This window comes from Anabaena sp. 54, assembly GCF_017355725.1.
GTDB lineage: Bacteria > Cyanobacteriota > Cyanobacteriia > Cyanobacteriales > Nostocaceae > Dolichospermum > Dolichospermum heterosporum.
Genome location: NZ_JAAVWA010000009.1, coordinates 38326 through 60952, shown reverse-complemented (window position 1 = coordinate 60952; position 22627 = coordinate 38326). Strand labels below are relative to the sequence as shown.

Genomic DNA, 22627 nt, shown 5'->3' with positions numbered 1-22627 from the left:
CCGTCCTTGTATTATTAGCGGGCAAGATGCCCGCACCACAAGAAATTTTGAGATATTTTTTTAATTGGAGAACTCTTAATTTTGTTCAATTTGTCAATTATTGACCACCAGAAAAAAACAAAGGTAAAATAAATGCTGAGATAATTCCCCCTAAGACAATTACCTCAATAATTTGCAATAATAAACCACCCTTCATAAACTGATTAATTTCTTCCCGAAGATTATGGGAAAAATTACCCAACCAAACACAGAGACGACTATACCAGTTAGTAGGACTATCTTCTGGACGGAATTTCCAGGATAATATTGATAATAATAATGGCGCACCACCAACTTTAGCCGACATCAAAACATGAATTGCTAAACAAAAAATTATGATTACCCAAGCTATGAGATGAGCATAATACCAAACATGATCAAGTTCTCCTAGTGGTAGCCATTCTTCCTTCATCATTCTCCCAGATACCACCACTAAAACAGCAGCAAGCAACATTTTAGTATTCACTAAACGTTGCAGACTTACCCACCAAATTGGTTTACCAAATTGAGTTAGATTTTGGATAGAGTCTGGTTGTAACAGTCGTCTTTTTCCAGCATGAAAACTATAAACAGCAAAAAATGGCAGTAAAATCAAGAAAAATACTGCTAATGTCCCATGAATATCCTGTATAGGATTGATTTTGGGAATTGCGATATATCCAAATCTTTTGTCAAAAGTATTGTAAACTAAGAATCCGCTAATAATTGCACCAATTCCTAAAATCCCGCTTATACCATGCAGGATTCGGAATATTAATGGTTGATAGGGGGCTGAACGATTCATAAGTTGATATAGTAAGTTTCCACAAAAGCTAATTTTAGCTGAGTATATTAAAACATAGGATTTATATTACAGCAAATTGCAGATTAATTAGGTACAGGATCTAAATTTAAAGCCGAACAGTAGGTTGGGTTGAATGAAGTGAAACCCAACATTCGCAGTAATATAGTAAGAGTTTGTTGGGTTTCCTTGCGTCAACCCAACCTACAATAAATGTTGTTTTACTGAATCCTGAATTCTGCTATATTCCCTCTGCAAACTCAAATAACATGAATATCAAAAGTCCTCTCCGTTATCCTGGTGGAAAATCAAGAGCAATTAAAAGCATCGCTGAATGTCTTCCAGAAAAGTTTTCTGAATTCAGAGAACCTTTTGTTGGTGGTGGTTCAGTTTTCATTTATCTCAAACAACGATTTCCCAATTTAAAGATTTCCATTAACGATTTAAACCCAGAATTATTTTTATTTTGGCATTTGGCAAAATCTGATTTACCAAAATTAGTTTCCGCAGTTCGTCAAGTTAAAGAAAATTCTCAAGATGGAAAATTACTTTTTGCCGAATTAGCTCATGTAAATGTTAACACCTTATCAGAGTTAGAAAGAGCGGTCCGGTTTTTTGTTCTGAATAGAATTACATTTTCTGGAACTATAGAATCCGGTGGATTTTCTTTAGAATCTTTTCATAAAAGATTTACCAATTCATCAATAGATAGACTAGAAAAATTAGAAAATATACTAACACAAGATATCAAAGTTACTAACTTAGATTATAGCCATCTGATTAATGAACCAGGAAAAGAAGTATTCATATTTTTAGATCCTCCTTATGTTAAAGCCGAAAAATCTAAATTATATGGAAAAAAAGGAGATTTACATACAGGATTTGATCATCAAAGATTTGCTTCAAATTTAAAACAATGTCCCCATAACTGGTTAATTACCTATGACGATTGCCCAGAAATCAGAGAAAACTTTAAATGGGCAAATATCATTACATGGGAATTACAATATGGCATGAATAACTATAAACAAAAAAAAGCCGAAAAAGGCAAAGAACTATTTATTAGTAATTATCAGATCCCCGACTTCTTAAAGAAGTCGGGGATCTAAACCTCTAAATCTGGTAAAATCACATTCAACATCATAAAAAAGCCGAACAATGGATTTTACTATTTGGTCTAACTTACTCAAACAATTATTGGAACGGCAATCATTATCCCGGACTCAAGCCGCAGAATTGATGCAAGGATGGATAAATGAAACGATTCCCCCAGAACTGTCAGGGGCAATTTTAATGGCCTTGAACTTTAAAGGAATTTGTGCTGAAGAATTAACAGGAATGGCAGAAGTATTAAAATCCCTGTCTTCTATATCCATGAACAAGGGCGGGGAAACACCATCCCAACGGTTAATTGATACTTGTGGTACAGGTGGTGATGGGGCATCAACCTTTAATATTTCCACCGCTGTCGCCTTTGTAGTGGCTGCTGCTGGTGTACCTGTGGCTAAACATGGTAGTCGTTCTGCTTCCAGTCTCACGGGAAGCGCGGATGTTTTAGAAGCCTTGGGAGTAAATTTGACTGCTGCCAGTGAAAAAGTCCAAGCAGCAGTGCAAGAGGTAGGAATTACATTTTTATTTGCCCCTGGGTGGCATCCAGCCCTGAAAGCCGTTGCCCCATTACGGCGAAATCTCAAAGTGCGGACTGTGTTTAATTTACTAGGACCTTTAGTAAATCCCCTGAATCCTACTGGTCAGGTAATTGGTGTTTTTGATCCTCAACTGATAGAAACCGTTGCTGAAGCCTTAAATCTCTTGGGAACACAAACAGCGGTGGTTCTCCATGGACGAGAAAAATTAGATGAAGCTGGTTTGGGCGATATTACCGATTTGGCGATTTTAAAAGATGGTAAAGTATTCCTAACTACTGTTGATCCCCAGGAAATTGGTGTGATTCCTGCTCCCATTACCGCTGTTAAGGGTGGTGACGCACAAGAAAATGCGGTGATTCTTAAAAAAGTTTTGCAAGGGAAAGGCACACAAGCGCAACAAGATATAGTGGCGTTAAATGCTTCCCTGGCATTGCAAGTAGCAGGTGTAGTTCCCTGGCTAAATCATGCCCAAGGGGTGACTGTAGCTAAAGAAATTTTACAAAGCGGTAGCCCTTGGACAAAGCTGGAACATTTAGTGGATTTTCTGAAGGATTAGCTTCTGAGTGGCCTTGGGGACGAAATTCTACGACATTACGTTTGATAGTTACATCGTAATTACCGAAAAAGTCATGTCCTAAAAGTCCTGTTTCTAATTCTGTACCAGCGATCGCTACTGGGACCTTATTTACGATCATGCCCCCGGCTTCCATAGAATCAAGATAGCCAATGGGGAATTCTACCGCTTTGGCACTGGCAGTATTCGCTTTAGCTTTGCCGACAGTAACTACACCCAAAGCCGCTGCTATCTTCTGGGTAATCACAGTCCCACTCGCCCCCGTATCTACAATCATCTCAAACTGCTGTGTCCCATTGAAAGTAACTTCAATAATTGGTGTACCACCAACTCGCCGTTTAATTGGGGCAATAAATACCTCGTGGTTGCGAGGGAGGGTGGGTGGTTGCGAGAAACTAGGCTTAGATTTAGATAAGGATGGTTTTAGAGCTTTATCAGAGGGACGAGCCGAAATTATCCCATTACCCGGTAGTTGAGGAACCTCAATGACCACTGATTGCGGCTGAGTTACAGAAGATGCTAAATTTTTGGGGTAAGCCTTCCGGCGAGCTAAGGCAACTTGACGGCGGTATTCAAGGATTTGACGTTGAGCAAAGGCAAAATTGCCACTATTGCGCCTAACTTGCTTCATGAGAGCGATCGCATCTTGCCACTGATTCACCACCAACTTCCAATCATCCACAGATACAGCGGATTGGCTGATACTTTTAGCACCAGCAGCTTTATCTAGTGCCATTTCCAAAGAACTTAATTGGGTGGAAGCAGATGCTCGTGGCGTTGAATTTGGACTAGCTAACAGTTGTTTACGTTGACTGGAAGAACGGATAGCTGCCAAACTCCCATTTGATAAAGATTGTTTAGACTCACCAGCTATCTTTGTCTGCTGATCTTGATTACAAGCAACAGTCAAAACCGCTAAACTAACGGAACAAAAAATGAGGGCTGTCCGGGACAAAAAATACTGAAGCATAGTGAATGTTTTAACCGCCCTGGCTGCTCTTCCCAAGTGTACTCCTCCCACCCAATTAAAAATGCTTGACTATTGAATCATTTTAAAATTAAAGTTTTGATGAAGAATTTCTGGTGATTTTATATACATATATATGATTTATAGGATTTTTTTTGTAAAGGATTGTATAGTAACTACAGGAAGGTTCTGAGTTTTCGATCAATATATGAATATATTGTCTGTCTGGCATTACCAGATATTATCCGTGAGGAGTTATATTCTCTAGAAAGGTATTTAAGGTTGTCATTTATATACAAGTAGAGGTATTAACCATGTCTAGCGCAGTTTTAATTGATTTTGGTCAAATTTATCAAGTTCGAGGCAACAAGGTTGCTTCTGCTTCAAAATTTGATGAAATTACTTCACGTTTAAAAAAAGCATCTAGAGAGATCAAGACTGAGTGGAACAATTTTTCTTCTGAACAACGTGATTACTTAACAGATTTTGCCTACTCTTTCATTGAACAAACGCAGGGAGCTACAGGGTTTTTGGATATCCTCAAATCAAAAATTTATTTGCTTTTTTTGAATCTTAGCTCCCAAAGAGAATCTTTTGATGCTTGTATTGATGCTATTGATTTCTTGGTTGATACAATTCTTGATTGTATTGAGCAAGATGATCCCGGCTATCAGGCTGTTTTATCTGATACTTTAGAGGAATTGCGTTTAAATTACGAACGGATTCCAGAAGTAAAGCCGGAGGATAGTAGTGCCTGGTTGCGAAATATATTCGATAAGGCCATTGCAGAAGTTTGAGATTAGTCTTGTTAAACTTGTTAAAACTCACTACAAAAAAAATAAAAGAGCTAGAGATTCATTTGAGACTTTGATACAAAAGTATATAGAGACTCTTGCAAAAGATCCGCTTTTTGATGAATCAGATAGCGAGAATTTTCCTAAAGGTGCTTACAAACCAGATTTTGAATTTAGAAAAATTCGGTTTTTGATGGCAGAACTTCAATGTGCTTCTCGTAGAGGCCGATTTATGTATGTTGTTCATCAAAATTCTTGTTCTGTCTATCCTGTATGGGTTTATACCCATGAAGAATACCCTAAAAGACCTAGCGACCAGGACTTGAAAGAGCAACTGACAATTATAGAAATGAATATTGTAGATATAGACTCTCCACCTTCATAAACCATGAGAAGATATACCTTTGCTGTCTTCTAAAAAAATAAGTTATAGAAGATATAAAACCCTCTTTTCTCTCCAATTACTAATTACAAATGATCTATGTCCTTATCTGACGCAGTACCTGCTCTACTTGTCCTAGCAGATGGCTCTACTTATCGTGGTTGGTCTTTCGGCGCTACAGGAACTGCCATTGGCGAAATCGTATTCAACACTGGTATGACCGGATATCAAGAAGTGTTAACCGATCCTAGTTACTGTGGTCAAATCGTCATTTTTACCTATCCCGAACTAGGAAACACTGGTATTAATTCCGAAGACGAAGAATCAAATCAACCCCATGTTAAGGGAGCGATCGCTCGCAATATATGTCATAAACCTAGTAACTGGCGTTCCAGCCAATCCCTACCCAACTACCTGCAACAGCACCACATTCCCGGTATTTACGGCATAGATACCCGCGCCCTCACCCGGAAAATTCGGATGTTTGGAGCCATGAATGGCGGCATTTCCACCGCAATTCTCGACGAAACAGAATTGTTAGAAATGGTACAAGCAGCACCCAACATGACAGGCTTAAACCTAGTCAAAGAAGTCACCACACCAACCGTTTACGAATGGATGGAAGCCACAACCACCCCTTGGGAATTCAACCCCGAAGCCGTAGCTAAAATTAGCGAAACCTTCACCGTCGTCGCCCTAGACTTTGGAGTCAAGCGGAATATCTTACGCCGTCTCGCCAGTTATGGATGTCGCGTCATAGTTGTTCCTGCCGATACACAACCAGAAGAAATTCTCAAATACAATCCAGATGGTATTTTCCTCTCCAACGGACCAGGAGACCCCGCCGCCGTCACAGAAGGTATCAACACCACCAGAGCCTTGCTAGAGAGCCAAAAACCCATATTTGGCATTTGCATGGGACACCAAATTTTAGGTCATGCCCTGGGAGCAGAAACCTTTAAACTAAAATTTGGACATCGCGGTTTAAATCAACCTGCCGGCTTACAAGAAAGAGTGGAAATTACCAGCCAAAACCACAGTTTTGCCTTGAACCCAGACTCCTTACCCACAGCCACAGTTGAAATCAGCCATTTGAACCTCAATGATCTGACCGTAGCTGGAGTCCGTCACAAGACCCTACCTGTGTTTTCTGTCCAGTACCACCCAGAAGCCAGTCCTGGACCCCATGATGCCGATTACTTATTTGAGCAGTTTGTACTAAAAATGCAAGCAGCACGGCAATAAATTTTAGATTTGGGATTGCCGATTTTAGAAGAGCATCCGGTAAGCGTAAAGCGAGCGTGTCTTTAGACCTGAGATACAAGCGACACTTCGACAAGCTCAATGACCGCTCGTGCGGTTTTAACCGCATAGAGTCTTTTTTTCATGAAGATTGGTTGAGGTGCGCGAAGTTTTGTTATCTTTGCTCTCAATGGTGTTATACTGTTCACAACAGGAATGGTAATCAACCTGTATAAAAACCTAACTGCCTAACCGCAATCTGTACCTTGACTCTTGTTGATATGGGGTTCTATTCCATAGTTCTAGTGACTGCCCTCCGAATAGGTAAAATCTTCATGGGAGCTAGACGACACAGAATTTAAACTCAATCAAAATTTGCAGTAATGCAACTACCTTCGGGCAGGAGGAAAGTTAACGCTTGGGGAGAGAACCACCTCTGGCTTAGATACCGCAAGGGTTCTAAGTTAAGTGGACTCGTTGAACCAAGAATCTCAGTGGCTTTAGCCAGTGAGAGTGTCAAATTCACAAACTTGGATTCATGCCAGCAGAGGTAAAGCATAAACCCATAAACCCCAAAAAATCTAAAATCTAAAATCTAAAATTCCCAGGTCATGATGGACATTGGTAACTAGTAAAAAATTTTGCCAGTTCCCAACATAGACAAATTGCTCAAAAACCATCTATACTAGAACGTTTACTTTTAGTAAAAAGAACGAGGAGAAAATCATAGCTGAACCACTAAATCTAACCGTGAGCCTGAGAGGTACACGCGAAGTCCGCGATAGCTGTCAGCTATTACGCCTCACAGGTTTATTAGACGCTTTCTCTGAGCCGACATTCACTAAAGTAATTGGCAGTAAAATCGAGGAAGGTCCAAAAAACATCATTTTAGACCTCTCACGTATTGACTTTGTGGATAGCTCTGGCTTAGGTGCGCTTGTAAGACTAGCCAAACTGGCTAAACCTGAATCTCAAAGTGAAGGCAGTTTCCAAATTGTCACTAATGCTCGTGTCACCCAAACGGTTAAGCTTGTTCGTTTAGAAAAGTTTCTCTCCCTACAAGTTTCAGTTGAGGCAGCCCTAGAAAACATCCCAGCAGATTGATTGCTTGAATGGAAAATCTAAATTAAGCTATCCGATGTCAAATCTGGATAGCTTAATTTTTGGATTACAGTAGAAGTTAGGAGTCTCTTTCCGTATGGCTTTTATCTCAGATTCTGGATCTCATTCAACTACACACCCCCATCTCAAAGAAGAACCCCCATTTAATGTATTATGTTGAGAGTTAAATATAATTTAAGTTGTTTTAGATAATGACGGCAAAAATTGTCTCCCGATGTAGTGCTTTCTTAAGGAATGATTAATCTGTGAAGTCCAAGGAGGAAACAGGCGAACACGAAGAAGATGAAACCGCTACACAGCATTCATCAGAGATTTACCCGTGGTTGGTAAATGCGACGCAACTACCCCAGCAAATATCCCCAGCCCAAATAAAACAGATATCTCCTTCAGCATTAGCCTACTTGGGGGACGCAATTTACGAATTATATGTTAGAATGTTTTATCTGTGGCCACAACAACGATTGGAAAATTACCATCGTTCCGTAGTGGATCAGGTAAGAGCAGAAACACAAGCGCTACATTTGCGAATGTTAACTCCTTACTTGAGGAGTAACGAATTAGAAATTGTTCGCAGAGGTCGTAACTCTGCTACGAGTCGTCATAAACGACTAAATCCCGAAATTTATCAACAGGCAACTAGTTTAGAAACCTTAGTTGGCTACCTATATCTTACTGATTACCCCCGTTTAACCGAGCTATTACAAAAACTTCCCCTAGAGAAATAGTGAGAAGCTACATCTGGCGATTGTTACTGATTTGTAATGGTTCATTAAATTGATGTCATCGGGCTGTTCACTCATTTAAATCAAACCTCAATACTGTTATGACAAGTCAACCAAAGAAAAATCATGCCGGCGGACAACCAAAACGTGGTCAGCCAGTGAAAATCAAGGGCAAACGCGTTGTGCCTCAACCTAGCCGTAATCAAGGCAAAAGTGATGGTAAACCCCTTTCCGTTAAACCCCGGACATCTCGCTATGCTTCTGAACCATCTCCAGAAGTTAGAGGAGACAGAGAAGGTAAATCCTATTCTGCAAAACCCCGCTCTCGCTACGGTTCTGAACCATCCCCAGAGGTTAGGGTAGACAGAGAAGGTAAATCCTATTCTGCTAAACCTCGCTCTCGCTACGGTTCTGAACCATCCCCAGAGGTTAGGGTAGACAGAGAAGGTAAATCCTATTCCGCAAAACCCCGCTCTCGCTATGGTTCTGAACCATCCTCAGAAGGTAGAGGAGACAGAGAAGGTAAATCATTCTCAGTTAAACCTCGGACATCTCGCTACGGTTCTGAACCATCCCCAGAAGGTAGAGGAGACAGAGAAGGTAAATCATTCTCAGTTAAACCTCGGACATCTCGCTACGGTTCTGAACCATCCCCAGAAGGTAGAGGAGACAGAGAAGGTAAATCATTCTCAGTTAAACCTCGGACATCTCGTTATGGTTCTGAACCATCCTCAGAAGGTAGAGGAGACAGAGAAGGTAAATCATTCTCAGTTAAACCTCGGACATCTCGCTATGGTTCAGAACCATCCTCAGAAATCACCTTAGCAAATGAAGGTAAATCCTTCACCAGTAGATATCGTCCTTCTTATCAGTCTTCCCAGGAACTTCCAGAAATTACATCCACAGAAGAGACTGATTTAATCTATGGTCGTCATCCAGTTTTGACGGCGTTGGAAAATGAACGCAGTATTAACCGTCTTTGGATTACTACTCGTCTTCGTTATGATCCCAGATTCCATCATTTGATTTTGCAAGCCAAGGATAATGGCGCAGTGATTGATGAAGTTGAACCAATGCGGTTAGACCAAATTACTGGTCGCGCTAACCACCAAGGAATAGCGGCTCAAATTGCTCCTTATGCCTATATTGAATTAGAAGACCTGATTGCTAAGTCCAAATCTATTACTGATCCTGTCATTGTAGTTGCTGATGGTATTACTGATCCCCATAACTTAGGGGCGATTATTCGCACGGCGGAAGCTATTGGCGCTCATGGTTTGGTGATTCCCCAAAGAAGAGCAGCGGGAATTACTTCTACTGTCGTAAAAGTGGCGGCAGGTGCATTAGAAACCTTTCCTGTATCTAGAGTTGTCAACCTGGGTCGCGCTTTAGAACAGTTAAAAGAACAAGGCTTTTGGATTTATGGAACTGCGGTTACAGGTAGCGAACCATTACAAAGTGTTAAGTTTAGCGGACCGGTGGTTTTAGTTGTGGGTGGTGAAGGCGAAGGTCTGGGGATGTTGACACAACGTTCCTGTGATGTTTTGGTGTCTATTCCCTTACAAGGTAAGACTCCTAGCCTCAATGCGTCGGTGGCAACTGGTATGGCACTTTACGAAATTTATCGTCAAAAATCGCAGAATACACTGTATCTTGATAAACTACAGACAATTGCTTTGAAAAAACAATAGTACAAAAGCTGATCTCGTGGATATTTGTCTGCGAAGTCAGCAACTGTAAAAGACAATAAATTTAATCTATTTGCACACGCCCAGTTATCACGTTTATAAATCGGCGAAAACTATGACAACGATTTGGCATAACTTCCAAGAGAGGTTAATTAGCACATTCAATGGACTCGGTCTTGCTTGGTGGGTAGAAGTTGTTACACAAAATCCCAGTTGTACATACTACTTCGGTCCATTTTTCAGTTCTGCGGCAGCTACTAAAGCCAGCAATGGCTATGTAGAGGATTTGGAAATTGAAGGGGCGCAGGGAATTATAGTGAATATCAAACGCTGTAAGCCTACTGTTTTAACAATTGCTGAAGATTTGGGGGAATGGATTGACCGTAAAGTAAAGCCTGTCTTTAGCGGTCAAAATTAGTCTAATTACCAATTCCAGAGGCTGTTATCGTTCCCAGGCTAATCCTGGGAACGAGTTATGCCTAATTTAAACTTTCATGATTTGGTGGTTATTGGCTAACCAATTGTCAATGTCTCCTAATAACTGTTGGGGTATTTCCCAAGGAAAAAGATGGGCTGTGTTGGGGTAACATTGCCATTGGGAGTTGTTAATGTGTCGGGCTGTTTCTAAACTGGCATCAGCGGTAATGTGGCGATCTTGTTCACCAGCAAGCACTAGGCTGGGACATTGAATTTGCCAAAGGTCTGGGGTGCGATTATAACCTGCTCTAATGGCACTGTAGAGGGCATTTGTAGCGGCTGATGAGGTTTGTAAGTAGGCTGGTAGGGCATCCCTAGCTATGTAATTGTAAGCTGTGGATGTGTGTTGTTGAATCAAGTAGCGAAAGAGCGATCGCTTGCCAAAAGTATTAATATTCCATTGCCAACTGGGTTTTATATAGTTTAATATACCTGCAATTCCTGTATAAATATTGTCTTTCCAAGAAATTCGGGGATGATTGCCCCAAGGTCTAGCGGCTGTGGCTACTAAAATTAAGCCTGTGATGCGTTGGGGTAGACGCATGGCTAGTTCCATCGCTAAAATGCCTCCTAGCGACCATCCCAATACTAAGCATTTTTCTATTTTCAACCGATCTAATAGGGCTTCTATATCGTCTAAATGGTCTTGCATTGCAAATTTACCCTGAAACCGACTTTTGCCGTATCCGCGTAAATCTGGGGCAATGGTTTGGTAGTGTTGTGATAAATGATTGGTGAAGACGGAAAGGCTACGTCCCGAACCAGGATGACCATGTAAACCAAGTATGGGAAATCCTTGACCTTGGGTGTAGAAGTTAAGTGGTACGGTTCTAGGTGTGTGATTTCCCATAAATGTCCATATAAGTTATGTTTCGCGCAATCTCTCTTAGAGATCCCGCAGGGTAGGCGCAAAGAAGCAAAGGCGCAAAGGTTAACTCTTTATTGGGCGTAGACCCTGCGCCCCTACGTTATTTATTTTTCGATGTAACCGCCAGCGTAAGTAATTACACACATAGTTGCATAGGTGATGTGATTGCCGTAAGCAACGCCAGTTGTATGAAAAGCTGGGTTAAAAATGTTTTTGCGATGGCCACGGGAGGGGACTCCATCATCAATTATCAATTGCATGATGATATCTGGGGCTGTTTTCTGACCATAGCTGATGTTTTCGCCGGCGGTGCTTTGCCATTGACCATAACGATTTAAACGGGTAAAGGGATCACTGCTGTCACTACCATTATGACCGATACCACCTTTTACGCCTTGGTCTTTGACGTGATCTTTTGCGGCTAAAGACATTCCTGTGGAGGGATGTAAGACAATGATGGGAGTGGTAGATTTAAGGAAAGCGATCGCCTCATCAACAGCTACAACTCCTTCTTTGGTTTGTAAATAGGAATTTGCCGCGATTTTGATTTTTGTGCCTTCAAATTTCTGTTTCCAGCTTTCTAGAAGTGGTATATAAGCGGCAGGATTTGTCCGCACCAGGTTCATTTCGGCAATTACTTTCTGTTCTAAATCGGAGAGAATGGTCAAATTTGCCTGAGTCATTGATTACCTACAGGTGGAAGATAGACGCTATGGGTTAATCATAAATCTTCCGTGTAAATCTTGAGAATCAAAAATCTATTTTTCTATATAACCACCAGCATAAGTAATTACACAGATAGTTCTGTACTGTTTATGAGAACCATAAGCCACACCAGTTACCCGAAAAGATGGATTAAAAATATTTTTCCGATGTCCACGAGAAGGTACACCATCATCAATTATTAGTTGCATGACAATATCTTGGGCTGTATTTGGTCCATAACTGATATTTTCCCCAGCGGTGTTTTGCCATTTACCATAACGATTGATGCGAGTGCTAGGGTTACTACCATCACTACCATTATGACCTGTTGCGCCCTTTGGTCTTTGGTCTTTAACATGATCTCGCGCACCTAAAGACATTCCTTTCGAGCTACGTAATGCACCAACGGGACGGACGGATTTTAAAAAAGTTATAGCTTCATCCACAGGTTTTACACCTTCTTGGGTAATTAAATAGGTATTACTAGAAATCTTGACGCGATTCCCCTGAAACCGTTTTTTATAATTTTCTATAATAGGTATATATGAACGGGGATTTGTTCTAACTTTGTTAGTTTCCGCAATTACTTGTTTTTCTAGGGTGGACAGATAATTTGTTTGTGCTAATGAAGTTTGATTATTTTTATTAGCAATCAGTGGCAGAGTAGATTCTGGATGTTTGAGTAATTGATCAGAAAAAGTTGTTGCCAGCGTAATAGGTAATAATACCAAAAATCCCAGGTAACGCATTCATAACCTCGTTTTTTGTTTAATGTAGTGATCTTTTTGGATAACTACTTATTACCTGTTGTAATCTTATTTGCTATTAAATGTAAAGTATGATCGGATTAATAATTTGATTTTTGAAATAGGTGAACACAATAAAACCAATCTGTGTAAAGAAAAGTAAAATCGCCCAAACCCTCTTCACTCTTGCCTCTTGCCTTGCCATAGGTTACTGAGCGAAGTCGAAGTAACGACAATTTTTAACGCCCACCTACTTAATTTATTCTGACTCCTGACTCGGTGACTCCTGCTTCAAAAGAGGAATTGAGAAGCGAAAAGTTATCCTCATCACTCCTCATAAGACTACTCCTTACACTTACTGCAATTAGAACAGTTAATCAATACGTGCTACCTCTAGCTAAAGGTGCAGATTTATTGGCAACAACCATTAAATTGGTATAAATTATTGCCTAACATCAGATTTCAGCTAACGGAATTCAGGAGTCACCGAGTTAGAATACCCTTTCAGGGAAGCAAGGCCGGATGAATAACCGGCGTTTTTGCACCCCACCAAATCATAGATTTAGTGGTCTTTAATCAGTGGCAAGTCCCAATTCTCGACTGATTGCTTCTGACTCCTGACTCCTGACTCCTGACTTCTGACTTCTGACTCCTGACTCCTTCTTCATTGTTTACCTTGCAATATTTCTTCTACTTCTGTGAGTTTTACAGGTCCAGCAAAATTTGGACTGGTGATAATAAAAGATGGTGTACCACCTAATCCTAATTGTTGGGCTAATAATAGGTCTTTTTCGATGGATTTATTAGCTAATTTGCGATCATTGTCAAATTTTGTGAGGTTTAAATTGAGCTTTTTGGCAATATCTAAATATAAAGTCTCACCCAATTGTTTCTGATTGGTAAACAGGGCATCATGATATTCCCAAAACTTACCTTGTTTATATGCTGCTGTAGCTGCTGTAGCTGCGGGTAATGCTTGATCATGAATTTGATAAAGGGGAAAATGTTTATAAACTAAGGTGAATTTATTCGGATATTTTGCCAATAAATCTTTGAGTGTTTGATGTGCTTCGGCACAATAAGGACATTCAAAATCTGAAAATTCTATCAATACCGTTTTTGGTTTGGTTGCACCAATTGTGGGAGAATCACCAATTACGGATTGAGGATTTGCTTGAAAATTATTGATAAATTCTTGCCGTGATTTTTGGATATTCTGTTGCTGTTGCTGCTGATATGCTCCCACAGATTCAATAATGATTTCTGGGTGTTTGCGGATAATTTCTAGAACTTGTTTTTCTAGTTGGGGGTCTATTTTAGTCTCAGCTTGGACGGGAAGTGACCAGCTTAATATCAGACAGATCAAGCTAACAATTGCTAAATTGCGAAAATGAGTAAAAATTTTGAACATTTGTCAAAAATAGATAACTAGCAATGTAATTTTATCAAGTAGCGGAGAAAACAGCAGTTGTAAAAATTATCTCTATGTCTTTTATCATTATCAGTATTATTGGTTTAAACTTGGCTGAATAGGGAAGAGATAGAGGGGTAGGGAGCAGGGGGAAATAATTACCAACTGACAACTGACCACACTAAACCAAAAACTTGGATTAATACAAAAATAAATTATGAACAGTAAAATTTTGGCAACATCTGTATTTTTACTCAGTGTGAGCTTATCAGGTGCAGTTCAAGCTGCAAGTTATGAGGATATTAGGCAGTTATTGGCAAATAAAAAGTGTCCAAAATGCTTTCTTGGTAACGCTGGATTAGTCATGGCTGATTTAGCTGGGGCAAATTTAAACGGTGCTAATCTTGTGGGTGCTAATTTAAGTCGGGCAAATTTAGCCGGTGCGGATTTGCGGGGTGCAAATTTAAGCGGTGCAAGTTTATTTGGTGTGAATTTAAGTGAGGCTAAACTCAGTGGTGCAAATTTAACTGGTGCTGATTTAAGAGATACCTATTTAATGAATGCTGAATTGAAAGGTGCGAATATTACAGGTGCAAATTTTCAAGGTGCGGTAGGAATACCTTCGCAAATTGCTAAATCAGAAGATTTTTATGCTTGGGGTGTAGCAGCAGCAGAAAAGGGGAATCTTAAACCAGCTATTGATTATTTTAGCCAAGCGATCGCCCTTAAACCAGACTATGCCGGGGCATATTTAGCTCGTGGTGTCGCTAGTTACCAAAGTTTAGACCGGAAAAACGCCTTACTAGATGCTCAAAAAGCCATAGAACTATTTGAAAAAGAAAAGAATACTGAAGGAACACAAACAGCCAAAGCATTTATTTTAGAATTAAAAACTGCTTATTCAGAGACAATTAATACAGGCAAACCCAGCTTTATGGATTTTGCGGGGAGTTTAGGTTCAGTTTTATTAAAGTTTTTGCCTTTCTAATCACCATTTTATCCAGAAAATTAGGTTTTAAACCCTTTTCTAATTACTGAGAAACAGGTATTATTGTCAGTAGGGATATTCCGCAACTATCAGGATAATCATACTACTGACAAAATGGATATTAAGGATTTTTATAAAGCCACTAACCCCGCACGCACTCTGAAAGCGCAGAATGTTGAAGATCAAAAATGTTATATTGACTTTTCGGGAGTGCGTGGTGAGGATATCATCAGCACTCTTAAAGATAGTATTACTATATGGAATCCAGATGAGCCTACCTGTAACCTATTTACTGGACATATTGGTTGCGGTAAATCCACAGAATTATTACGTTTACAGGTAGAATTAGAAGCAGCAGATTTTCATGTTGTCTATTTTGAGTCTAGCGAAGATTTAGAAATCACAGATGTAGATATTGCTGATGTATTTTTAGCTATTGCTAGTCGCATTAGTAAAAGTCTTGAGGAAATTGTTCTCGAAGAACCGAAAAAATTTCAGGAATTACTTCAAGGTGCATGGAATATTTTAAACTCTGAAGTTACAGGTGTTAAAGGTAAATTTGCTGGTCAAGATATTGGTTATACTGTTGACGGACAAAAATTATCTTTGTCATTGGGTATTGGGGAAATCACCACCAAAATGAAAAGTGATCCCACATTAAGAACCAAAATAAATCAATATTTAGCACCACAGAAAACAAACTTAATAAAAGCAATTAATCAAGAACTTTTAGAACCTGCCATTTCTAAACTCAAACAACAGGGTAAAAATGGTTTAGTTGTCATAGTTGATAACCTAGACCGCATAGAGAACACGGTTAAACCCTGGGGTCGCACACAACAAGAATATATATTTGTAGACCAAGGTGAATATCTAACTCAACTTAATTGTCATGTTATTTATACCATGCCTTTAGCTTTGAAATTTTCCAATGAATATGGCATACTAACTCAACGATTTCCAGAACGCCCAAAAATATTACCAATGGTTCCTGTTAAGTATTCAGATGGTAGCATCCATCAACAGGGATTAGAGCTAATGCGACAGATGATTTTAGCTAGAGCATTCCCTAATTTAGCACCAGAAGACCGCTTAAATAAAATTACCGACATTTTTGAGACTCCAGCAACTTTAGACCGTTTGTGTCAGGTTAGCGGTGGTCATGTGCGCGATATTTTGCGGTTATTAAAGTCCGTCAGATTATTGAAACCACAGGAGTTTCCGTCTTATTGGTAGAACAGCACTTGCATTTTGTCCGTCAGGCAGATTACTATTATGCTATGCAAAAAAGGGGGATTGTTGCTTCCGGTATAACTCAGGAACTTAGTCAAGATGTGATTCAAAAGTTTTTGACGGTTTGATTAATATTGATATTACACATTTCAAGTTACCCCCCTTAGTCCCCCATTGTCAAGGTGGGGTAAAAACCTTATTTATACCAGGAGTGCATTTGATGAAATTCAATCGGGATTCAAAAGTCAGTAAATTTCTTGAACAAATAAATTTTGTGCATGTACCTGGTAAGACAGATGATTTTATAGTCTTTAGTTCTCTAGATAGCAGTAAAGTCAGACCTGAAATAATAGTTCATACGAAGAGAAGACTTGCTAACTACAAGGAGAATTATATACCAGAAACACTTGCAAGGAAGACTGGTTATTGGAGCTACGAAGAAATACTTGATTCTCAAAGTTTAGCTTTACTCAAACTACCTTCGCCACGAGTAGTAACCAAAGAAGGTGTTGAAAGAATTCTTGATTCTGACAAAATTACTGAGGGTGATTCACTTCGATTTTTCAATTATGTGGCATCAAGCTCTATTAAGATGCCTGAAGAGTTCTGGTGTGTAATGGTACTATGGCTTTGTGATGAGATGAATCATTGCGCTGGGTTCAAAACTGCGTATTCTCAACTATTTGGCATTAATCCAGAAAGGGAAATTACACTTGATATAGAGAAATCTGATTTTATACAGTTTAATTCGATTATGAAAGACTCTTTTAAGCTTCTCGTAGCTCTCACATACGATGAAATTTCCACTATTAATGCATATATACATGACCTGCCAATTTATCAACAAATTGGGCAACCACTCAGTAATTTTGTCAGAAGAGTCATTGCTGATGAAAGTTGGCATTTCTCAAAGTTTGCAAATCTTCTTGTCAAGTACTTTCCTGAAAGAATATATGAGATTCCTGAGATTTTAGAAGAAGTAAAATTACTTGATGGAAGACCTTACAAGCGCACTTTTTTTCTTGACCATGACCCCTCGATAGAAGCTCAGTTCACTAAAGCAGCACAAGATAAAGCTTGTAGTATTGTTTTAAAAGTTTTAAATAAGAAGGCGAATAAACAAAAAAGGCGTTGCTGATTTGAGGTATGAAAATGATTTTTGATGATTTCAAAACCCTTGTAGAGACGTTCCATGGAACGTCTCTAGACCTAAATTCATACCTGGTTTCAGCAACGCCACAAAAAATAGTAAGAGCATTATCACAAAATTAATCTCATGCAAGCATTAAGTGGTGTAATTTTAAACCACATTCCGCACCCTAAACTGTCACACAAGGAAAATTGGTCGTTTGAAGATTTGGAACTGGCGAACATCTATTCTTTATACAAAAACGAAACACTGACCACTGAAACTAATATTAACGCTGTCCCTACCCACTGAATAGAAGAGAGTTTTTCATCTAAAAATAGATGGGAACCGATAATAGTAAAAACAGGAATGAGTGTAATGAATAATGAGGCAAAACTTGCCTGTACGTTTTTAAGGACAAAGGTGTACAACCAAAATGGAAGACCATGAAGAGTTATACCAGAAATGACTGCCAGTGTCCAAACGCCAAAGCTAATATCTTTTAGTTCAGTATTACTACCCATGAACTGGCTAAACAGCCAAACAAGTGATATCCCTACAAGCCCAACGCTTTGATTTAGAGCAACCAAAATCAGTGAGTCGAGGTTTACCACGAGTCGTCGAGTTATGATAGTGTAAAGTGTAGCACAAAATGTAGCAACAACGATTAATAAGTTGCCAAGGACTGAAGAGCTACCATTTACTGTGCTATTAAAATTAACTGTTACCAAACATACACCAAAGAAAGCTATGAACGAAAAAACGCTTGAGATGAAGCTCACTTTTTCGCCAAGCAGCAACCAAGCAAAAACAATAATAAGAATAGTTTCTGTTGACCAAATTAATGATTCAACACTAGCGTCTGTAAGTGATAAACCTATTGTTCCTAATGTATTGGCAATCCCCGGTTGAAGGAGACCAGGTAAACCCAATTTAATGCCGCGTCCAGCTGGTGGAATTGGTATTTTTCGTAGCCATATTATTACCCATAAAAAAATGTTGCTAGATATAAGTTGAATAACAAGCAGAGTGAGAGGAGGAATGTATTCCAGTAATCCCTTAGTCATTACAGTAGAAAAACCCCAGCTAGCTGCTGCTGATATGCCATATACAAAAATTTTCCACCGAGAAAAGCCAGAAGGAGAAGATAAATTTGACAAGTTTGATAATTTTTTATTTAGATTAGGAATATTCTTAAATCATATCAAAATTTTTAGAAAAATTATTTTTTATGATTAGGGAACACCAAAAAATAAATTACCCAATTTTGTGTGATGGGCATCCTGCCCGTCCTTGATGATTAGCGGGCAAGATGCCCGCACCACAAGAGATTTTTGGGGATTTTATTTCTTGGAAGTCCCTTAATGAATCATAGCAGGAGTCATGAGTCAGGAGTAAAAACCTGTTTTAAACTAAGTTTCACTATAAATTTAGCAGCCCCGACGGACAACAACTGGCTTCTGGGAGTGAAGACAAGACGATCATTTTATGGGATTTGGATTTAGATAATTTAGTCACCAGTGGTTGCAGTTTGCTGAATAATTATTTGATTGGTAATCCTCAAGTGTTGGCAGAATTAAAAGATTGCCAAACTCCATCTCGGTTATTATTAGCAGCAACGGTGTTAGTGATCCAAGGTGAGAACTTAGCAGAAAATGATGATATAAATGGGGCTTTGGCTAATTTCCGCCAAGCTAAAGAATGGGATAAGAATTTACAATTTGACCCTCAAGCAAAGGCAAAGGAGTTTGCTAAGAAGGGATTTTAATTGTCTGAATCAGGATTTTCAGGATTATGGGATTTTCAGGATTTATTTTTTGGTTTGAGTTGGGATTTTTTGGATTTTAAGGATGTGGAGGATTTATATGAAGTTGGATGAGATAACATATAGGGTTAATGGTTGTGCGATGAAGGTACATAATACTCTGGGTAATGGTTTTCAGGAGGTTATTTATCAAAGATGTTTGGAAATTGAGTTGAAAAGGGCGGGTTTGAATCTTGGTCGGGAGGTGGAACAAGTTATTTATTATGATGGCATTGATGTGGGTACGCGCAGGGCAGATTTTCTGGTGGAAGACCAGGTTATTGTGGAGTTGAAGGCGCTGATCAATTTGGAGGATGTGCATTTATCACAGGTGAAAAATTATGTTGTCGCTTATGATTTCCCTGTGGGGTTGCTGATTAATTTTGGTGCTGTTAGTCTTCAGTTTAAAAAGGTATTTAATCCTAAATATAAAGGTGTTTTTGTCTGAATCAGGATTTTCGGGATTATGGGATTTTCAGGATTTTTTTGTCTGAATCAGGATTTTCAGGATTAAAGGATGTACAGGATTTATTTAATTCATCCGTCTTTATCTGCGTTTATCAGCGTTTATCAGCGTTTAATAAATCCAAAAATCTGATTCTATGCAGCTACATCTTAATTTGGTATAAGGAATACTGAAGACTAAGCGACAATAGATAGTAAACAAGGAAAAAAGATGTCAGAAAATCTTAAAAGTAAAGCTATCACACAAGGGGTACAGCGATCGCCTAATCGTGCCATGCTGCGGGCTGTAGGTTTTCAAGATGAAGATTTTAACAAAGCCATAGTCGGTATAGCCAACGGTTACAGCACCATCACCCCTTGTAACATGGGGATTAACGAACTGGCACAAAGGGCGCAAACTGCTGTAAAAGCCGCCGGCGCAATGCCCCAAATTTTCGGGACAATTACTGTCAGTGACGGGATTTCTATGGGAACAGAAGGGATGAAATACTCCCTAGTATCACGGGAAGTCATCGCTGATTCCATTGAAACAGCCTGTAGCGCCCAAAGTATGGACGGTGTATTAGCAATTGGTGGTTGTGATAAAAATATGCCTGGGGCAATGTTAGCAATGGCGCGGATGAATATCCCTGCTATCTTTGTCTATGGTGGAACAATCAAACCCGGACATTATGAGGGTAAAGATTTAACCGTTGTCAGTTCCTTTGAAGCCGTTGGCCAATACAGTGCCGGCAAAATTGACGAAAATGAACTGTTAGCAGTTGAACGCGGCGCTTGTCCCGGTGCAGGGTCATGTGGTGGGATGTTTACAGCCAATACCATGTCTTCAGCATTTGAAGCAATGGGCATGAGTTTACCCTATTCCTCGACAATGGCCGCAGAAGACCCAGAAAAAGCCGACAGTACGGAAAAATCTGCTCAAGTTCTAGTTGAAGCCATTCGCAAGCAGATATTACCCCGACAAATCATCACCCGTAAATCCATAGAAAACGCCATATCTGTAATTATGGCTGTGGGTGGTTCAACCAATGCAGTATTACATTTTTTAGCGATCGCCCGCGCTGCCGGTGTAGAATTAACCATAGACGACTTTGAAACCATTCGCGGTAGAGTTCCCGTCATTTGTGATTTAAAACCCAGTGGTAAATATGTCGCCACAGACTTACACAAAGCCGGCGGCATTCCCCAAGTCATGAAAATGCTTCTGGTTCATGACTTACTGCATGGAGACTGTATCACCATTTCCGGGCAAACCGTCGCCGAAGTTTTAGCAGATATCCCCGCCGAACCACGCCCAGACCAAGACGTAATTCGTCCCTGGAATAACCCCATGTATGCCCAGGGACACCTAGCCATTCTCAAAGGCAACCTCGCCACAGAAGGGGCAGTAGCCAAAATTACCGGAGTCAAAAAGCCAGTTATTACAGGACCTGCCAGAGTATTTGAATCTGAAGAATCCTGTTTAGATGCCATCCTCGCCGGAAAAATCAAAGCCGGTGATGTCATTGTGATCCGTTACGAAGGACCAAAAGGTGGACCCGGCATGAGAGAAATGTTAGCCCCTACCTCCGCCATTATTGGTGCTGGTTTAGGAGACTCCGTAGGCTTAATTACCGACGGACGTTTCTCCGGTGGTACTTACGGCATGGTAGTCGGCCACGTTGCCCCAGAAGCGGCTGTAGGTGGTGCGATCGCCCTAGTAGCAGAAGGTGATAGCATTACCATAGATGCCCATAATCGTCTATTACAACTGAATATATCAGATGCAGAATTAGCCATCCGTCGCGCAAATTGGCAACCACTTCCACCCAGATATACCAAAGGCGTACTTGCCAAATATGCCAAATTGGTATCCTCCAGCAGTGTAGGTGCAGTCACAGATTTGGACTTATTTGCTAACTAGCAGCAATAAGTAATTGGACAAAAATATTTACAGTCATTGCGAGCGAAGGGAAGCAATCACAACCCTTGGAATTGCTTCATTTCACTTCGTTCCATATAGCTAACGCCACGCTGCGCTAACGCAATGACATTGTGTAATTAATTCTGTCTCACTACTTACCTTGTACACTTTCTGTAGTTGGGTTAAGCGACAGCGCAACCCAACGCATTTGTTGGGTTTCATGCTGATTGCTCCGTGAACGTTTACCAGAGAAATTGATTTATACATTAAAAAAATTTTAAATATCCTCTTAGTTTAGTCGCATTAATACTTTGACAATCCAAAAACAAAAATACATCACATCAACCACAAATACTTAAGTAGGTTAGCATTGAAAATCGTCGTTATGGCAAGGCAAGAGGCAAAAGGCAAGAGTGAAGAGGGTTTAGGCGATTTTACTTTTCTTTACACAGATTGGTTTTATTGTGTTCACCTACTTATAGATAACTAACTATACTAAACACGGTTGAGACATGGACTTTTACAAAATTACGAAAAACCTAGATTTGTAGGGGTAAAGCAAAAGCTTAATGGTGTCAACTTAAGCTACAGATGTCTTATTTGTTGGCTTCCACACCCACCCAGAAATGGATTTCCGGGCTAATAGCGAAAGTAAACTTTAGTTTAAGTAGGTGAGCGTTGAAAATTGTCGTTATGGCAAGGCAAAAGGCAAGAGGCAAGAGGCAAGAGTGAAAAGGGTTTGGGCGATTTTACATTTCTTTACACAGTTTGGTTTTATTGTGTTCACCTACTTACTCAAAAATTTCCGGGTTATTTAGTCATCTTCAGACAACTTCTGCTATTAGACTGGGAATTCATTCCCAGGCGGGCTACAGGTTTTACGTTAAGTTGACACCAATGAAGCTCTTGCTTTACCCCTACCCACAGAATCAAATTAT

At 39.8% G+C, this 22627-nt stretch carries 20 protein-coding genes and 3 pseudogenes; 16 read left to right on the top strand and 7 right to left on the bottom strand.

The window, feature by feature from the left end:
* Positions 1 to 97: 97 nt before the first annotated feature.
* Positions 98 to 823, bottom strand: a complete 726-nt coding sequence (locus tag HEQ36_RS11465; RefSeq protein ID WP_053538848.1) for a cytochrome b/b6 domain-containing protein — start codon at positions 821 to 823, stop codon at positions 98 to 100.
* A gap of 266 nt (positions 824 to 1089) precedes the next feature.
* On the opposite strand from HEQ36_RS11465, the gene HEQ36_RS11460 reads away from it, so the two are divergent.
* Positions 1090 to 1929 (top strand): DNA adenine methylase, encoded by an 840-nt coding sequence (locus tag HEQ36_RS11460; RefSeq protein WP_053538847.1) that lies wholly within the window; start codon positions 1090 to 1092, stop codon positions 1927 to 1929.
* Between the two features lie 49 nt (positions 1930 to 1978).
* On the top strand, positions 1979 to 3025 hold the full coding sequence (trpD, locus tag HEQ36_RS11455; protein ID WP_053538846.1) for an anthranilate phosphoribosyltransferase: 1047 nt from the start codon (positions 1979 to 1981) through the stop codon (positions 3023 to 3025).
* Here trpD and HEQ36_RS11450 read toward each other — a convergent pair.
* On the bottom strand, positions 2955 to 4013 hold the full coding sequence (locus tag HEQ36_RS11450; RefSeq protein ID WP_168636144.1) for a TIGR02281 family clan AA aspartic protease: 1059 nt from the start codon (positions 4011 to 4013) through the stop codon (positions 2955 to 2957). The genes trpD and HEQ36_RS11450 overlap by 71 nt on opposite strands.
* A 311-nt stretch (positions 4014 to 4324) precedes the next feature.
* On the opposite strand from HEQ36_RS11450, the gene HEQ36_RS11445 reads away from it, so the two are divergent.
* The 7 genes and pseudogenes from HEQ36_RS11445 to HEQ36_RS11415 all read left to right on the top strand — a co-directional run bounded on the left by HEQ36_RS11445 (position 4325) and on the right by HEQ36_RS11415 (position 10378).
* Positions 4325 to 4807, top strand: coding sequence for a hypothetical protein (locus HEQ36_RS11445; RefSeq protein ID WP_039200380.1), 483 nt, complete (start codon positions 4325 to 4327; stop codon positions 4805 to 4807).
* On the top strand, positions 4794 to 5189 hold the full coding sequence (locus HEQ36_RS11440; RefSeq protein ID WP_205748522.1) for a hypothetical protein: 396 nt from the start codon (positions 4794 to 4796) through the stop codon (positions 5187 to 5189). Before HEQ36_RS11445 ends, HEQ36_RS11440 begins: the two co-directional genes overlap by 14 nt.
* A gap of 96 nt (positions 5190 to 5285) precedes the next feature.
* On the top strand, positions 5286 to 6431 hold the full coding sequence (carA, locus tag HEQ36_RS11435; RefSeq protein WP_168636145.1) for a glutamine-hydrolyzing carbamoyl-phosphate synthase small subunit: 1146 nt from the start codon (positions 5286 to 5288) through the stop codon (positions 6429 to 6431).
* A gap of 747 nt (positions 6432 to 7178) precedes the next feature.
* Entirely contained in the window at positions 7179 to 7532 is a 354-nt protein-coding gene (locus tag HEQ36_RS11430) for an STAS domain-containing protein (RefSeq protein WP_053538841.1), read from the top strand.
* Positions 7533 to 7795: 263 nt separating this feature from the next.
* Positions 7796 to 8275 (top strand): ribonuclease III domain-containing protein, encoded by a 480-nt coding sequence (locus tag HEQ36_RS11425; protein ID WP_053538840.1) that lies wholly within the window; start codon positions 7796 to 7798, stop codon positions 8273 to 8275.
* A gap of 902 nt (positions 8276 to 9177) precedes the next feature.
* Positions 9178 to 9963, top strand: a pseudogene (rlmB, locus tag HEQ36_RS11420) (23S rRNA (guanosine(2251)-2'-O)-methyltransferase RlmB); the annotation flags it as partial.
* Positions 9964 to 10075: 112 nt separating this feature from the next.
* Positions 10076 to 10378, top strand: a complete 303-nt coding sequence (locus tag HEQ36_RS11415; RefSeq protein ID WP_027401408.1) for a DUF1816 domain-containing protein — start codon at positions 10076 to 10078, stop codon at positions 10376 to 10378.
* 66 nt (positions 10379 to 10444) lie between these two features.
* Here the strand turns inward: HEQ36_RS11415 and HEQ36_RS11410 are convergent, their stop codons facing one another.
* From HEQ36_RS11410 to HEQ36_RS11395, 4 genes are all read right to left on the bottom strand, one after another.
* The gene (locus HEQ36_RS11410; protein WP_168636146.1) at positions 10445 to 11287 is read right to left on the bottom strand and encodes an alpha/beta hydrolase; all 843 of its coding nucleotides are present in this window, start codon (positions 11285 to 11287) and stop codon (positions 10445 to 10447) included.
* A 122-nt stretch (positions 11288 to 11409) separates the two neighbouring features.
* Entirely contained in the window at positions 11410 to 11988 is a 579-nt protein-coding gene (locus HEQ36_RS11405) for a CAP domain-containing protein (RefSeq protein ID WP_053538838.1), read from the bottom strand.
* Positions 11989 to 12063: 75 nt separating this feature from the next.
* The gene (locus HEQ36_RS11400) at positions 12064 to 12759 is read right to left on the bottom strand and encodes a CAP domain-containing protein (protein ID WP_053538837.1); all 696 of its coding nucleotides are present in this window, start codon (positions 12757 to 12759) and stop codon (positions 12064 to 12066) included.
* A gap of 661 nt (positions 12760 to 13420) precedes the next feature.
* Entirely contained in the window at positions 13421 to 14167 is a 747-nt protein-coding gene (locus HEQ36_RS11395; protein ID WP_168636147.1) for a DsbA family protein, read from the bottom strand.
* 217 nt (positions 14168 to 14384) lie between these two features.
* Between HEQ36_RS11395 and HEQ36_RS11390 the strand changes: the two genes are divergently transcribed.
* The 4 genes and pseudogenes from HEQ36_RS11390 (at position 14385) to HEQ36_RS11375 (ending at position 17526) form a co-directional block, all read left to right on the top strand.
* Entirely contained in the window at positions 14385 to 15155 is a 771-nt protein-coding gene (locus HEQ36_RS11390) for a pentapeptide repeat-containing protein (RefSeq protein WP_168636148.1), read from the top strand.
* A 114-nt stretch (positions 15156 to 15269) separates the two neighbouring features.
* Positions 15270 to 16349: pseudogene (locus HEQ36_RS11385) on the top strand (P-loop NTPase fold protein); the annotation flags it as partial.
* A pseudogene (locus HEQ36_RS11380) lies at positions 16346 to 16516 on the top strand (ABC transporter ATP-binding protein); the annotation flags it as partial. The pseudogenes HEQ36_RS11385 and HEQ36_RS11380, both read left to right, overlap by 4 nt.
* On the top strand, positions 16513 to 17526 hold the full coding sequence (locus tag HEQ36_RS11375; RefSeq protein ID WP_168636149.1) for a hypothetical protein: 1014 nt from the start codon (positions 16513 to 16515) through the stop codon (positions 17524 to 17526). The pseudogene HEQ36_RS11380 and the gene HEQ36_RS11375, both read left to right, overlap by 4 nt.
* A 236-nt stretch (positions 17527 to 17762) precedes the next feature.
* Here the strand turns inward: HEQ36_RS11375 and HEQ36_RS11370 are convergent, their stop codons facing one another.
* Positions 17763 to 18677 (bottom strand): DMT family transporter, encoded by a 915-nt coding sequence (locus tag HEQ36_RS11370; protein ID WP_168636150.1) that lies wholly within the window; start codon positions 18675 to 18677, stop codon positions 17763 to 17765.
* A gap of 335 nt (positions 18678 to 19012) precedes the next feature.
* Here HEQ36_RS11370 and HEQ36_RS11365 point away from each other — a divergent pair, with 335 nt between their 5' ends.
* The 3 genes from HEQ36_RS11365 (at position 19013) to ilvD (ending at position 21689) form a co-directional block, all read left to right on the top strand.
* Positions 19013 to 19285, top strand: coding sequence for a hypothetical protein (locus tag HEQ36_RS11365; RefSeq protein ID WP_233455481.1), 273 nt, complete (start codon positions 19013 to 19015; stop codon positions 19283 to 19285).
* Between the two features lie 97 nt (positions 19286 to 19382).
* Complete coding sequence (locus tag HEQ36_RS11360; RefSeq protein ID WP_168636151.1) at positions 19383 to 19769, top strand: GxxExxY protein; 387 nt, start codon at positions 19383 to 19385, stop codon at positions 19767 to 19769.
* A 228-nt stretch (positions 19770 to 19997) separates the two neighbouring features.
* Positions 19998 to 21689, top strand: a complete 1692-nt coding sequence (gene ilvD / locus HEQ36_RS11355) for a dihydroxy-acid dehydratase (RefSeq protein WP_168636152.1) — start codon at positions 19998 to 20000, stop codon at positions 21687 to 21689.
* Positions 21690 to 22627 lie beyond the last annotated feature (938 nt).

Coding starts and splice junctions, on each gene's coding strand:
- HEQ36_RS11450 (WP_168636144.1), bottom strand. CDS start 4,013: ATGCTTCAGTATTTTTTGTCCCGGACAGCCCTCATTTTTTGTTCCGTT.
- HEQ36_RS11415 (WP_027401408.1), top strand. CDS start 10,076: ATGACAACGATTTGGCATAACTTCCAAGAGAGGTTAATTAGCACATTC.
- HEQ36_RS11400 (WP_053538837.1), bottom strand. CDS start 12,759: ATGCGTTACCTGGGATTTTTGGTATTATTACCTATTACGCTGGCAACA.
- carA (WP_168636145.1), top strand. CDS start 5,286: ATGTCCTTATCTGACGCAGTACCTGCTCTACTTGTCCTAGCAGATGGC.
- HEQ36_RS11465 (WP_053538848.1), bottom strand. CDS start 823: ATGAATCGTTCAGCCCCCTATCAACCATTAATATTCCGAATCCTGCAT.
- HEQ36_RS11460 (WP_053538847.1), top strand. CDS start 1,090: ATGAATATCAAAAGTCCTCTCCGTTATCCTGGTGGAAAATCAAGAGCA.
- HEQ36_RS11445 (WP_039200380.1), top strand. CDS start 4,325: ATGTCTAGCGCAGTTTTAATTGATTTTGGTCAAATTTATCAAGTTCGA.
- HEQ36_RS11360 (WP_168636151.1), top strand. CDS start 19,383: ATGAAGTTGGATGAGATAACATATAGGGTTAATGGTTGTGCGATGAAG.
- trpD (WP_053538846.1), top strand. CDS start 1,979: ATGGATTTTACTATTTGGTCTAACTTACTCAAACAATTATTGGAACGG.
- HEQ36_RS11390 (WP_168636148.1), top strand. CDS start 14,385: ATGAACAGTAAAATTTTGGCAACATCTGTATTTTTACTCAGTGTGAGC.
- HEQ36_RS11410 (WP_168636146.1), bottom strand. CDS start 11,287: ATGGGAAATCACACACCTAGAACCGTACCACTTAACTTCTACACCCAA.
- HEQ36_RS11395 (WP_168636147.1), bottom strand. CDS start 14,167: ATGTTCAAAATTTTTACTCATTTTCGCAATTTAGCAATTGTTAGCTTG.
- HEQ36_RS11405 (WP_053538838.1), bottom strand. CDS start 11,988: ATGACTCAGGCAAATTTGACCATTCTCTCCGATTTAGAACAGAAAGTA.
- ilvD (WP_168636152.1), top strand. CDS start 19,998: ATGTCAGAAAATCTTAAAAGTAAAGCTATCACACAAGGGGTACAGCGA.